The organism is Blastococcus sp. MG754426 (genome assembly GCF_021699055.1).
In the GTDB taxonomy this organism is placed as follows: domain Bacteria; phylum Actinomycetota; class Actinomycetes; order Mycobacteriales; family Geodermatophilaceae; genus Blastococcus.
On the sequence record NZ_SSXC01000042.1, the window covers coordinates 22,965 to 35,327 of the forward strand.

Here is a 12,363-nt window from a genome sequence, read left to right on the forward strand (position 1 = left end):
TCCTCCTAGGCTGGGCCGGTGGACGACGAGCCCCCCGCCGAGGTCGGACCGGACTTCGCCCGTGAGTGGGTGGAGTTCCCCGACCCGGCCGACCCCGAGCACGTCGTGCGGGCCGACCTCACGTGGCTCACCTCGGCCTGGACCTGCGTGTTCGGCCGGGGCTGCGCGGGCGTGGTGGCGGGGCGGCCGGACGACGGCTGCTGCAGCCACGGCGCCTTCTTCACCGACGAGGACGACCTGCACCGGGTCACCGCGGCGGTGGCCGACCTGACCGACGAGGACTGGCAGCTCGCCGCCACCGGGCGCGGCGCCTGGACCGAGGTGGACGACGCCGAGGACCCGGAGGAGGGGGGCACGGCCGGGGGCGACGGCGGGCCCGTGCGGTCGCTGCGGACCCGCGTGGTCGACGGCGCCTGCGTCTTCCTCAACCGCCCGGGGTTCGCCGGCGGCACGGGGTGCGCCCTGCACCGGATGGCGCTGCGCACCGGGCTGCACCCCCTGACGACCAAGCCGGACGTGTGCTGGCAGCTGCCCGTGCGCCGCGAGCAGGAGCACGTGGACCGGCCCGACGGCACCCGGGTGCTGGTGTCGACGATCGGCGAGTTCGACCGGCGCGGCTGGGGGCCGGGCGGCCACGACCTGCACTGGTGGTGCACCGGCTCGCCGACCGCGCACGTCTCCCCCGTGCCGCTGGTGGAGACCTACGCCGCGGAGCTGGTCGCGCTGCTGGGGGGACCGGCCTACGAGGAGCTACGCCGGCTGACCGAGCTGCGGCTCGACCAGGGCCTGATCGCCCCCCACCCGGCCAGTCCCGCCCTCGCCGGGCCGGTGCCCGTCCAGCTGCACCGGCGCCGCCCCGAGGCGTGACACCGCACCGGCCCGGAAGGTCTGCCGGTAGGCCCGGGGGGAGACCCCGCGGCGGCGGGTGAACTGCTCGCGCAGCCCGGCCGCCGTCCCGAAGCCGACCAGCCGGGCGATCTCCTCCACCGGGGCGTCGCTGTTCTCCAGCAGCTCCTCGGCCGCTGCGAGCCGCTGGGCGAGCAGCCACGCGTGCGGCGTGGTGCCCGTGGTGGCCTTGAAGCGCCGGGCGAAGCTGCGCGGGCTCATCAGCGCCCGCCGGGCGAGGACGTCGACCGAGAGGTCCTCGGCGAGGTGCCGGCCGGCCCACTCCAGGACCAGGCCGAGCAGGTCGTCGGAGCAGGCCGGGACCGGCGCGTCGATGAACTGCGCCTGCCCGCCGTCGCGGTGCGGCGGGACGACCATCTCTCGGGCCAGCGCGTTGGCCGCGGCCGCACCCCACTCCCGGCGCAGCAGGTGCAGCAGCGCGTCGACGCCGGCCGCCGTGCCGGCCCCGGTGATGACCTGGCCGTTGTCGACGTAGAGGACCGAGGGGTCGACGTCCAGCGCGGGGAACCGCGTCGCGAGCTCGCCGGCGTACTTCCAGTGCGTGGTCACCCGCCGGCCGTCCAGCAGCCCGGCGGCGGCGAGCACGAAGGCGCCGGTGCAGTGGCTCACCAGGATCGCGCCGCGGGCGGCCGCGGCCCGGAGGGCGTCGAGCAGGGCCGAGGAGGGGTCCTCCTCGAACACCTCCCAGGCCGTGACCAGCACGATGTCGGAGCGCTCGAGCCGCTCGAGGCCCTGCTCCACGACGATCGGGATGCCGGTGTCGGTGCGCAGCACGCCGGGCCGCTCGGTGACCAGCGCGAAGTCGAAGGCGGGCAGCCCCAGGGCCCGGCGGTCGTAGCCGAACACCTCGGCCGCGACGCCGACCCCGAAGCTGCCGACGAGACCGTCGGCCACGACCGCGCTGACGACGACGGGGGCCGCGCCGGTGTCGAGCGCGACGGGCAGGCTGCTGGTCATGCCCTGCATGATGGCAGAAAAGCTGCGGTAGTGGTCACTCCCGCCACTCGTGCGAGCGGGTGGACGGCGCCACGCTTCTCCCATGTTGCTGATCACCTGCCCCGTGACCCGGACCGACGAGCTGGTCGCCGACCGGCGCATCCGGTCGGTCACCAACCACCGGACGCACATCGCGCTGCACGTCGAGTGCCCCGCCTGCGGCGCGGTCCACGCCTACCCGACCGGCCGCCGGTGGGCGGCGACGCGGGCCGCCCGTGCCGCCGCTGCCGCTCGACAGGCGCCGGAGCTGCACCCTGCCTAGCATCGAACACATGAGCGAAGCCAACTCCGCCGACCAGACCACCGAGAAGGACCCGGACGACTGGGTCACCGGGGACGAGCCCGCCACCGGTGCCCAGAAGAGCTACCTCGAGACGCTGGCGCGGGGCACCGGCGAGGAGATCCCCGAGGACATCTCGAAGGCCGACGCGTCCAAGAAGATCGACGACCTCAAGGACGACTGACGAGACGCCCGTCCGCCCGCCGCCCCTCGGCGCGCCGGGGGTGAGGTCGGACGGGCCTACGCCTCGAGCTTGTAGCCCAGGCCCCGCACCGTCAGCAGGTACTTCGGGTTCGCGGGGTCGGGCTCCAGCTTGGCCCGCAGCCGCTTGACGTGGACGTCGAGGGTCTTGGTGTCACCCACGTAGTCCGACCCCCACACGCGGTCGATCAGCTGCGCCCGGGTGAGCACGCGGCCGGCGTTGCGGAGCAGGAGCTCCAGCAGGTCGAACTCCTTGAGCGGCAGCGCCACCTGCTCGCCGTCCACCGCGACCACGTGCCGCTCGACGTCCATGCGGACCGGCCCGGCGGCCAGCACGCCACCCTCGGCGGGGGCCGCCTCGGCGGCCTCCCCCCGGCGACGCAGCACGGCCCTGATGCGGGCGACCAGCTCCCGCGCCGAGTACGGCTTGGTCACGTAGTCGTCGGCGCCCAGCTCGAGGCCGACCACCTTGTCGATCTCGGCGTCCTTGGCGGTCAGCATGATGATCGGCACGTTGCTGCGGGCGCGCAGCATGCGGCAGACCTCCGTCCCGGGCAGGCCGGGGAGCATGAGGTCGAGCAGCACGATGTCGGCGCCGCCGCGGTCGAACTCCGCCAGGGCGTCGGGCCCGGTGGCGGCCACGACCGTCTCGAAGCCCTCCCGCCGGAGCATGTAGGACAGGGCGTCGGAGAAGGACTCCTCGTCCTCGACGACCAGGACTCGGGTCATGAGTGCTCGTTCTCCAGATTCTCCGTTGCGGAGGCGGGCGATCCCGCCGCCGGGTTCTCCGCGGCACCGGCGAGCGGGATGCGCAGGGTGAACGTCGACCCCAGCCCCTCCTCGCTCCAGACCGTCACCGAACCACCGTGGTTGCTGGCCACGTGCTTGACGATCGCCAGCCCCAGCCCCGTTCCGCCGGTGCTGCTGGCACGGGACTGGTCCACGCGGTAGAAGCGCTCGAACACCCGGTGCCGGTCGGCCCGCGGGATGCCGATGCCGCTGTCGGTCACCGCGATCTCGGCGAACCCCGACCGCGCGCGGGCCGCGACCGCGACCCGGCTGCTGCCGGTGCTGTACGCCACGGCGTTGGCCAGCAGGTTGGTGACCGCGGTGACCAGCTGGCTCTCCACCCCGCGCACCACCAGGCCCGCCTGCCCGCCGAGCACGATCTCCAGCCCCTTGGCGCGGGCCGCGGTGCGCGTGCGGTCCACCGCCTCCCCGAGCACCCGGTCCACCTCCACGGGCACCAGCTCCGGCAGCGGCTCGCCGCCCTGCAGCCGGGAGAGGTCGATCAGCTCGCGCACGAGCCGGCCCAGCCGGTCGGCCTCGTGGGCGATCCGCGCCGCGAAGCGCTGCACCGCCTCGGGGTCGTCGGCGGCGCCCTCGATCGCCTCGGCGAGCAGGGCCAGCGCCCCCACCGGCGTCTTCAGCTCGTGTCCGACGTTCGCCACGAAGTCGCGACGGACGGCCTCCACCCGGCGCGCCTCCGTGACGTCCTGCAGCACCAGCGCGACCGGCCCCGCCGGCGTGCCGGCGTCCCCGTCGAGCCGGATCCCGTGGACGCCGACCAGCCGCGGCCCCGCGCCGACCAGGTCACCGGGCAGCCGGACGTCGGCCCGCCGGGTGCCCCCGCCGCGCACCGCCCGGGCCAGGGCGAGCAGCTCCGGCACCAGCAGGCGGGTGCCCCGGACGACACCCAGCGCGCGGGCCGCGGGGTTGGCCAGCAGCACGGCGTCGTCGATGCCCACGACGACGAGGGCCGGATCCATCAGGTCCACGAGCCGCCGCGCCAGCGCCGCCTCGGGCGGTGGGACGGACGCCCCGTCGAGGGGGCGGCGCCCGCGGTCGGCGCGGGAGCGGAGGATGACGGTGGCGGCCACCACCCCACCCAGGAGGAGGCCGACCACCAGGGCGACCAGTGGACTCACGGCCCAGATGCTAGGTGGGCCGCGGCGAGGCACCATGATCAGGCGAGAGGTTCACCGCTCGGACGGGTCACTGTTCACCGCCGGGTGGGGCGGAGTTCACCCCACCGCGGCCGGATCAGCCCCGGCCGCGCCTACTGTCGCCGGGGAACCACGACGAGAGGACGACCGTGCGGGACAGCTACCACGAGGAACTCGACGACATCAACACCTGCCTGGTGGAGATGGCCAACTCCGTGGGCTCGCAGATGAGCACGGCCACCACGGCGCTCCTGGACGCCGATGTCGCCCTGGCCGACCTGGTGATCGCCGGCGACGACCAGATCGACGCGACCCGCGAGAGCATCGAGCAGCGCACCTTCACGCTGCTCGCCCGCCAGCAGCCGGTGGCCGGCGACCTGCGGACCATCACGACCGCCATGCGCATCGTCGCCGACCTCGAGCGGATGGGCGACCTCGCCGCCCACATCGCCAAGGTGGCGCGCATGCGCTTCCCCGACCACGCGGTGCCGCAGGAGGTCCGGCCGGCCTTCCTCGAGGCGGGCAACGTGGCGGAGCTGCTCATCACCAAGACCGCGACCGTCATCGCCAAGCGCGACGTCGAGGCCGCCCAGGAGCTGGAGACGGACGACGACGCGATGGATCAGATCCACCGCGGGCTGTTCCGCCAGCTGCTGAGCGAGGACTGGCCGCACGGCATCGAGTCGGCCATCGACATCACGCTGCTCGGCCGCTACTACGAGCGCTTCGCCGACCACGCGGTCAGCGTCGCCCGCCGGGTCTGCTACCTGGTCACCGGCGAGCGCTACGACTCCGCGGTCTCGTCAGCCTCCGGCTGACACCGCTGCCATCACACTGCCGTCCTCCGGGCGGCACCGCGGCCAGGAGCCGCGCCCGTTGCGCTGAACCCTGCCCTGCCGACTCCTCGGCAACCCTGCGGGCCCCGCTCGCCGCGGCGCCTCGCAGGGCGGCTCCAGCGCTGACGAGGGGACCCTCCGGGCCCCCTCGTCAGCGCTTGCCCTGGTTCCTGACCGCCTCGATGGCGGCTGCCGCGGCGTCGGGGTCGAGGTACTCGCCGCCGGGCTTCACCGGGCGCAGGTCGTCGTCGAGGTCGTAGCGCAGGGGCACGCCGGTCGGGATGTTGAGGCCCACCACCTCGTCGTCCGCCATGCCGTCGAGGTGCTTCACCAGCGCCCGCAGGCTGTTGCCGTGGGCGGCGACCAGCACGGTCTGGCCCAGCCGCAGGTCCGGGACGATCGCGTCGTACCAGTAGGGCAGCATCCGCACGACGACGTCGGCCAGGCACTCGGTCGCAGGCCGCGCCTCCGGCGGCAGGAACGCGTAGCGCGCGTCGCCGTCCTGGCTGTACTCGCTGCCCGGCTCGATGGGCGGCGGCGGGGTGTCGTAGGACCGCCGCCAGGTCATGAACTGCTCCTCGCCGAACTCGGCGAGCGTGGCGGCCTTGTCCTTGCCCTGCAGCGCGCCGTAGTGCCGCTCGTTCAGCCGCCAGGAGCGCTTGACCGGGATCCACTGCCGGTCGGCCTCGTGCAGCGCGAGCTCGGCGGTCATGATCGCCCGGCGCAGCAGCGAGGTGTGCGAGACGTCGGGCAGCAGCCCGTGCTCGGCCATCAGCCGTCCGCCGCGGGCGGCCTCCTCGCGCCCCTGCTCGGTGAGCGGCACGTCCACCCAGCCGGTGAAGAGGTTGGCCTTGTTCCACTCGCTCTCGCCGTGGCGGAGCAGCACCAGGGTTCCCGTGGAGGTCGTCACGGCGATCATCCTGCCCGACGCCGCCGCCACGGGCAGCGGGACGGGTCGGCCCCGCGGCACCGCGGTCCGGACCCGTTCCCTCCGGGTCAGCGCGGATCCGGCGCCGGCTTCGGGCGGCCGGGCAGCCAGATCAGCACCACGACCGCCGCGACCAGGGTGGCGGTGGCGGTGCCGATCGCCGTCAGGTGCATCGCGGTCACGAAGGCGTCGCGGGCCGGGTCGACGACCGCGACCGCGGCCCGGGCCACCTCCGGCGTCCCCTCCGCCTGCGCCCGGCGCACGGCCTCCAGCGTGGCGACGACGGACTGCCGGGCGTCGTCGCGCGCGCCCGCCGGCAGCCCGTCGGCCGCCGACCCCAGCTGCGCGGCGTAGGTCGCCGCGAGCAGCGAACCCAGGATCGCGACCCCGAGGGCGCCGCCGACCTGCCGGACCGAGTTGTTGACCGCGGCCCCGGCGCCGGCCTTCTCCCGCGGCACCACGGACATGATCGACTCGGTCGCGGGCGCCATGACCGCGCCCATGCCCAGCCCCTGGACGGAGAGCACCACCAGGAGCAGCCAGACCGGCGAGGTCAGGTCGAGCAGCTGCACCCCGAGGAAGGACAGGGTGATCAGCAGGAAGCCGGTCGCGCAGACGGCCTTGGCCCCGAACCGCTCGGCCAGCCCGGAACTCCGAGGAGCCATGAGCGCCATGCCGAGCGCGACCGGGATCAGCGCCGCGCCGCTCTGCAGCGGGGAGTAGCCGCGCACGCCCTGCAGGTAGAACACCAGGTAGAACGTCGCGCCGAGCAGCGCGAAGAAGTTCAGGCCCAGCGCCGCCGCGGCGGCGGAGAAGGCCGGGTTGCGGAACAGCGAGACGTCGAGCGCCGGGTGGGCCGACCGGCGCTGCAGCCAGACGAAGACCGCGAGCAGGACCAGGCCGCCCAGGAGCGGCACGAGGACACCCGGCGTCGTCCAGCCCGCGCCGCCACCGCCGTGGATGATCCCGTAGACCAGGCCGGCGAGCGCCGCGATCGACAGCAGCACGCCCGGCAGATCCAGCCGGCCCGGGGAGGGGTCCTTCGACTCGGGGACGAAGGCCAGCACGGCGACGATGCCGAGCAGCGCCACGGGGACGCCGACGAGGAAGACCGCGCCCCACCAGAAGTGCTCGAGGACGGCGCCACCGGCCAGCGGGCCGCCCGCGACGGCGATCCCCGCCGTCCCCGCCCACACGCCGATGGCCCGGCCGCGCTCACGGGGCGGGAAGACGTTGGTGATGACGGCGAGCGTCGTCGGCTGGACCGCCGCGCCACCGATGCCCATCACCGCCCGCCAGCCGATCAGCTCCAGCGGGCTGTCGCTCAGCGCCGCGAGCACCGACCCCACCGCGAAGACGGACAGCCCGATGAGCAGCACCCGCCGGCGGCCGATCCGGTCACCGATCACGCCCCAGGTGAACAGCAGGCCGGCGAACACGAGGATGTAGGCGTCCACGACCCACTGCAGCTCGCCCTGGCTGGCGTCCAGCTCCCGCTGCAGAGTCGGGAGGGCGACGTTGAGGATGGTGTTGCCCATGATCACCACGAGCAGGCAGACCGTCATCGTGGCCAGGACCCACCAGCGGCGGGCGTAGCCGGGGGGCAGCTCGTCGCCGGGCGCCACCGCGCCCGGCCGGGACCTCTCGGTCGCCGTCACGCCCTGCTGGTCGGGTCGGCGCCGGACCGGCGGGTGGGGTCGGCGAAGGCGGCGAACGCCTCCAGGTTGCGCAGCGACTCGCCGCGCTTGACCCGCCACTCCCACTCGCGGCGGATCGACGTGCCGAAGCCGATCTCCAGCATCGTGTTGAAGTGGTCGTCGGCGTAGCTGAGCACCGACCCGAGCAGCCGGTCCAGCTCCTCCGGCGTGACGGCGGCGTGCGGCAGCCGCCCGGTCAGGTAGACGTCACCGACGGAGTCGATCGAGTAGGCGACGCCGTACATGCGGGCGTTGTGCCGCAGCAGGTAGGTCCACAGCTGCTCGCGGTTCTCGTCGGGCTGGCGGCAGACGAACGCCTCCACCCGCAGCGCGTGGTCGCCCACGATCAGGCCGCAGACCGTCTTGAGCTTCTTGGTGCCCGGCAGGTCGACCAGCCAGGTGCCCGGCCGCGGGTGCTCGTGCACCAGCTCCGTGTCGCGCAGCGCCCGGTCGATGACCTCGTCGAGCTCCTCGACGGTCCGGCTCACCGGGCCACCCCCATCTCCGGCAGGGCCCGGAGCCGCCCGGGCCGGCGGTCCCGCAGGGGCAGGGCCCGCGGTGCGGACATCTCGGCGGCCGCGGAGGTGTAGGCCGCGACGAGGGCGTCGGCGGTGCGGTCCCAGGAGAACGCGGCCGCGTGCCGGCCGGCGCCGGCGGCGAGCAGCTCCCGGCGGGCGAGGACCGAGCGCACCGCCGCGGCGTAGTCCCCGGCCCGGTGACCGTCGACGAGCACCCCGGAGACGCCGTCGCGCACCGCCGTCGGCAGACCGCCGACCGCCGCGGCCACGACCGGGGTGCCGCAGGCCTGCGACTCCAGGGCGACCAGCCCGAACGACTCGTTGTGGCTGGGCACGACCGTCACGTCCGCGGCGCGGTAGAACTCGGCCAGCCGGGCGGGCGGCTGCGGTGCGTGGAAGCGCACCAGGCCGTCGATGCCGAGCGAGCGGGCGAGCTCCTCCAGCTGCCGGGGGGCGTCCAGGCCGCTGCCGCTGGGCGCACCCACCACGTGCACCTGGAGGCGGGAGCGCAGCGCCGGGTCGTCGGCCACCATGCGGGCGGCGGTGTGCAGCAGCACGTCCGGGGCCTTCAGCGGCTGGATGCGCCCGACGAAGAGCAGGACGACGGCGTCGTCGCGCACGCCGACGGCGCGGCGGGCGGCGGCCCGGCTGCCGGGGGCGAACCGGTCGAGGTCCACCCCGGGCGGGACGACGAGGGTGCGCGCGGGGTCGGCGCCGTAGAGGCGCACCAGCTGGCGGGCCTCCTCGTCGGTGTTGGCGATCAGCCGGTCGGCCTCGGCCACGACCTGCTCCTCGCCGATGACCCGCGCGCGCGGCTCGGGCCGGTCGCCGTCGGCCAGCGCCTCGTTCTTGACCTTGGCCAGCGTGTGCGCGGTGTGCACCAGCGGCACGCCCCACCGGTCACGGGCCAGCCAGCCGACCTGCCCGGAGAGCCAGTAGTGCGAGTGGACGAGGTCGTAGTGGCCCGGCTCGTGCTGGGCCTCGGCACGGAGCACCGCCGCGGTGAACGCGCAGAGCTGGGCGGGGAGCTCCTCCTTGCCCAGGCCCTCGAAGGGGCCGGCGCTGACGTGCCGCACCGTGACGCCCGGGCTCATCTCGACCACCGGGGGCAGCTCGCTGGAGGTCGCCCGGGTGAAGACGTCGACCTCGATGCCGCGGGCGGCCAGCCGGCGGGAGACCTCGACGATGTAGACGTTCATGCCCCCGGCGTCACCGGCGCCGGGCTGGTCCAGCGGGCTGGTGTGCACCGACAGCGTCGCGACGCGCGCCGGGCGGCCGGGGGCGGGGAAGCCGCGAGGGGGCACCACGGACCTCCGCTCTGCTCTGCGAGGGCCCCGACCAGCACCCCTGTCGGTCCTCCATCTTGCAACAGCGCCAGGATGGGGGCATGTCAGGTAGCTCACCCCCCGCCCCCGGCTCCCTCCCCGGCACCGGTCGCACCGCCGTCGTCACGGGCGCCTCGAGCGGGATCGGGGCGGCGACGGCCCGGCGGCTCGCGGCCGAGGGTTTCGACGTCGTCGTCGGTGCCCGCCGGCTGGACCGCCTGGAGGAGCTCGCCGCCGCGATCGGCGGCCGGGCCCTGCCCCTGGACCTCACCGATCCCGAGTCCGTGGCCGCGTTCACCGCCGCGCTCGATCGGGTGGACGTGCTGGTCAACAACGCCGGCGGGGCGTTCGACACCAACCCCGTCGCCGAGGCCGACCTCGACTCCTGGGCCCGCACCTACGAGGTGAACGTGCTCGGCACCGTGCGGCTGACCAAGGCCCTGCTGCCGAAGCTGCGTGACTCCGGCGCGGGTGACGTGCTGTTCGTGGGCTCCACCGCCGGGCTGATCTCCTACGAGGGGGGCGCCTCGTACACCGCTGCCAAGCACGGGGTGCACACGCTGGCCGAGACGCTGCGGCTCGAGCTGTGCGGGGACCCGGTCCGGGTGATCGAGATCGCCCCCGGGATGGTGAGGACCGAGGAGTTCTCGCTCAACCGCACCGGCTCGCAGGAGCGGGCCGACGCCGTCTACCGCGGGGTGCGCGAGCCGCTGGTCGCCCAGGACGTCGCCGACTGCATCGCGTGGGCGCTCACCCGCCCGCACCACGTCAACGTCGACCTGCTGGTGGTCCGCCCGCGCGCCCAGGCCGCCCAGCACAAGGTCGCGCGCGAATGACACCGTCGTCCTCCGGACGACACCGCGGCCAGGTAGCGCCCTCCGTCGGGTGGAGCGCGTCCGTCACGCCTGCGCGGACCCCTCCGGGGCCCACCCGGCGCGACCGAGCTCCACGGCGGTCGGTTCGCGCTCCAGGGTGACGCCGAACCGCTCCTCGACCGCGGCCACGACCTTCCCGGCGAAGGCGAGGAGCTCGGCCGCCGTCGCGCCGTCCTCGGTGGTGAGCGCGAGGCTGTGCCGCGACGAGGTGCCCACCCGCCCGTCGCGGGTGCCCCGCCCGAAGCCGGCGTGCTGCACCAGCCAGGCGGCGCTGAGCTTGAGCTGCCCGTCCCCGGCCGGCCAGCTCGGGCAGCCCTCGACCGCCCGGTCGGCGGCCACGATCGGGTTGGTGAAGAACGAGCCGGCGCTGCGCGAGTCGGGGTCGGCGGCGTCCCAGACCATGCCCTTGCCGCGGCGCAGCGCCAGGACGGCGTCGCGGACGGCGGCCAGCGGCGCCCGCTCGCCGACCGCCACGCCCAGGGAGCGGGCCAGCTCCGCGTAGCCGACCGGGCGCGACAGCTCGCCGGCCTCCAGCGCGAACGTCACCTCGAGGACGACGAACCGGCCCGGCTCGCGCTTGAGCCGGCTGTCGCGGTAGGCGAAGCCGCACTCGGCCGGGCTCAGCGTCCGCTCGGCCTTCTCGGCGCGGTCGTACACGCGGACGGCGGTGATCGTCTGCGCGACCTCCTGGCCGTACGCGCCGACGTTCTGCACCGGTGTCGCCCCCGTGGAGCCGGGGATGCCCGAGAGCGCCTCCACGCCCGCCAGCCGCTGCTCGACGGTGTGCGCCACCAGCGCGTCCCAGTCCTCCCCCGCCTGGACCACGAGGGTCCCGCCGGTGCGCTCGATCCCCCGCGACCGGACGGCGACGACGTCGCCCGGCCACCCCTCGTCGGGGGCGATGAGGTTGGAGCCGCCGCCCAGGAGCAGCAGGGGCCGGCCGGACTCGTCGGCGTCGCGGACGGCGGCGACCAGCTCGGCGGCCGTCTCGACCTCCACCAGCCGCTCGGCGGGGCCGCCCACGGCCAGGGTGGTCAGCCCCGCGAGGGGGACGTCGGATCGCACCTGCACGGCTCGACGGTAGCCGGGGCTAGCCTGTGACCCCGTGAACCAGCCGGGCGACGAGCACAAGCGCCGGGCCTCGCTGTCCCCCCAGCCGCAGCGCCGGGCGCCCCGGCTGGCCGCCGGGCGGGCGCGCGCGCTGGGCCTGCCCACGCGCGGCACCACCAACGCTAACCGGCTGCGCCGGGTCGACCGCTGGCTGCTGGCCACGCAGGTGCCGCGGCTGCGCGACGCCGCCCGCCCGCTCGTGGTCGACCTCGGCTACGGGTCCTCCGCCGTCACCACGCTGGAGCTCGTCGAGCGCCTCGGGCCCGAGGTCGACGGCCTGGAGGTCGTGGGACTGGAGATCGACCCGGAGCGGGTGGCGGCCGTGGCCGCCGACCGCGACCCGCCGCGGGTGGACTTCCGCGTCGGCGGCTTCGAGCTCGCCGGGCTGCGCCCGGTGCTCGTGCGCGCCTTCAACGTGCTGCGCCAGTACGACGAGGAGTCCGCCGCCCGGGCCTGGGACACGATGCGCGGCGCGCTGGCGCCCGGCGGGCTGGTCGTCGAGGGCACCTGCGACGAGTGGGGACGGCGCTCGGCGTGGGTCGCGCTGGACGCCGACGGCCCGCTCACCCTCACCCTCGCGGCGCGGGTCTCCGACATCTCCGCCCCCTCCGACCTCGCCGAACGGCTGCCCAAGGCGCTCATCCACCACAACGTGCCGGGCCAGCCGGTCCACGAGTTTCTGCGCGCCTTCGACGCCGCCTGGGCGGTCGCTGCCGGCCTGAGCGCCTTCGGACCGCGCCAGCGC

14 protein-coding genes are annotated in these 12,363 nt (G+C 75.2%); 6 read left to right on the forward strand and 8 right to left on the reverse strand.

The genetic code is table 11. The features are described 5' to 3' along the window. Positions 1-18: 18 nt before the first annotated feature. Entirely contained in the window at positions 19-867 is an 849-nt protein-coding gene (locus tag E9549_RS14240; RefSeq protein ID WP_236827201.1) for a hypothetical protein, read from the forward strand. On the opposite strand, the gene E9549_RS14245 is transcribed toward E9549_RS14240, so the two are convergent. Continuing rightward, positions 751-1,863: a helix-turn-helix domain-containing protein gene (locus E9549_RS14245; protein WP_236827202.1), complete on the reverse strand. Its 1,113-nt coding sequence runs from the start codon at positions 1,861-1,863 to the stop codon at positions 751-753. The two genes, E9549_RS14240 and E9549_RS14245, sit on opposite strands and share 117 nt — an antisense overlap. Positions 1,864-1,945: 82 nt before the next feature. On the opposite strand from E9549_RS14245, the gene E9549_RS14250 reads away from it, so the two are divergent. Both E9549_RS14250 and E9549_RS14255 read left to right on the forward strand, forming a co-directional pair. Beyond that, on the forward strand, positions 1,946-2,164 hold the full coding sequence (locus E9549_RS14250; RefSeq protein WP_236827203.1) for a hypothetical protein: 219 nt from the start codon (positions 1,946-1,948) through the stop codon (positions 2,162-2,164). Positions 2,165-2,174: 10 nt separating this feature from the next. Beyond that, positions 2,175-2,366, forward strand: coding sequence for a DUF3072 domain-containing protein (locus E9549_RS14255; protein ID WP_236827204.1), 192 nt, complete (start codon positions 2,175-2,177; stop codon positions 2,364-2,366). 56 nt (positions 2,367-2,422) lie between these two features. Here the strand turns inward: E9549_RS14255 and E9549_RS14260 are convergent, their stop codons facing one another. Both E9549_RS14260 and E9549_RS14265 read right to left on the reverse strand, forming a co-directional pair. After that, positions 2,423-3,112 (reverse strand): response regulator transcription factor, encoded by a 690-nt coding sequence (locus E9549_RS14260; RefSeq protein WP_236827205.1) that lies wholly within the window; start codon positions 3,110-3,112, stop codon positions 2,423-2,425. Beyond that, positions 3,109-4,311 carry a cell wall metabolism sensor histidine kinase WalK gene (locus tag E9549_RS14265; RefSeq protein ID WP_236827206.1) on the reverse strand — a complete coding sequence of 401 codons (1,203 nt, stop codon included), beginning with the start codon at positions 4,309-4,311 and terminating at the stop codon, positions 3,109-3,111. The genes E9549_RS14260 and E9549_RS14265 overlap by 4 nt, the downstream gene beginning before the upstream one ends. A 167-nt stretch (positions 4,312-4,478) precedes the next feature. Here E9549_RS14265 and phoU point away from each other — a divergent pair, with 167 nt between their 5' ends. Beyond that, positions 4,479-5,147 (forward strand): phosphate signaling complex protein PhoU, encoded by a 669-nt coding sequence (gene phoU / locus E9549_RS14270; protein WP_236827207.1) that lies wholly within the window; start codon positions 4,479-4,481, stop codon positions 5,145-5,147. Positions 5,148-5,316: 169 nt separating this feature from the next. Here phoU and E9549_RS14275 read toward each other — a convergent pair whose 3' ends face one another. The 4 genes from E9549_RS14275 to mshA form a co-directional block, all read right to left on the reverse strand. Continuing rightward, positions 5,317-6,075, reverse strand: a complete 759-nt coding sequence (locus E9549_RS14275) for a phosphoglyceromutase (protein WP_236827208.1) — start codon at positions 6,073-6,075, stop codon at positions 5,317-5,319. An 86-nt stretch (positions 6,076-6,161) separates the two neighbouring features. Continuing rightward, entirely contained in the window at positions 6,162-7,751 is a 1,590-nt protein-coding gene (locus E9549_RS14280) for an MFS transporter (RefSeq protein WP_236827209.1), read from the reverse strand. Then, entirely contained in the window at positions 7,748-8,278 is a 531-nt protein-coding gene (locus E9549_RS14285; RefSeq protein ID WP_236827210.1) for a YbjN domain-containing protein, read from the reverse strand. Before E9549_RS14285 ends, E9549_RS14280 begins: the two co-directional genes overlap by 4 nt. Next, entirely contained in the window at positions 8,275-9,612 is a 1,338-nt protein-coding gene (mshA, locus tag E9549_RS14290) for a D-inositol-3-phosphate glycosyltransferase (RefSeq protein ID WP_236827211.1), read from the reverse strand. Before mshA ends, E9549_RS14285 begins: the two co-directional genes overlap by 4 nt. An 83-nt stretch (positions 9,613-9,695) precedes the next feature. Between mshA and E9549_RS14295 the strand changes: the two genes are divergently transcribed. Further along, the gene (locus tag E9549_RS14295; protein WP_236827212.1) at positions 9,696-10,469 is read left to right on the forward strand and encodes an SDR family oxidoreductase; all 774 of its coding nucleotides are present in this window, start codon (positions 9,696-9,698) and stop codon (positions 10,467-10,469) included. A 63-nt stretch (positions 10,470-10,532) separates the two neighbouring features. Here E9549_RS14295 and E9549_RS14300 read toward each other — a convergent pair whose 3' ends face one another. Beyond that, positions 10,533-11,579 carry a UDP-N-acetylmuramate dehydrogenase gene (locus E9549_RS14300; protein WP_236827213.1) on the reverse strand — a complete coding sequence of 349 codons (1,047 nt, stop codon included), beginning with the start codon at positions 11,577-11,579 and terminating at the stop codon, positions 10,533-10,535. A 34-nt stretch (positions 11,580-11,613) separates the two neighbouring features. Here E9549_RS14300 and E9549_RS14305 point away from each other — a divergent pair. Beyond that, on the forward strand, positions 11,614-12,363 hold a 750-nt coding region (locus E9549_RS14305; protein ID WP_236827214.1), incomplete at its 3' end, for a class I SAM-dependent methyltransferase.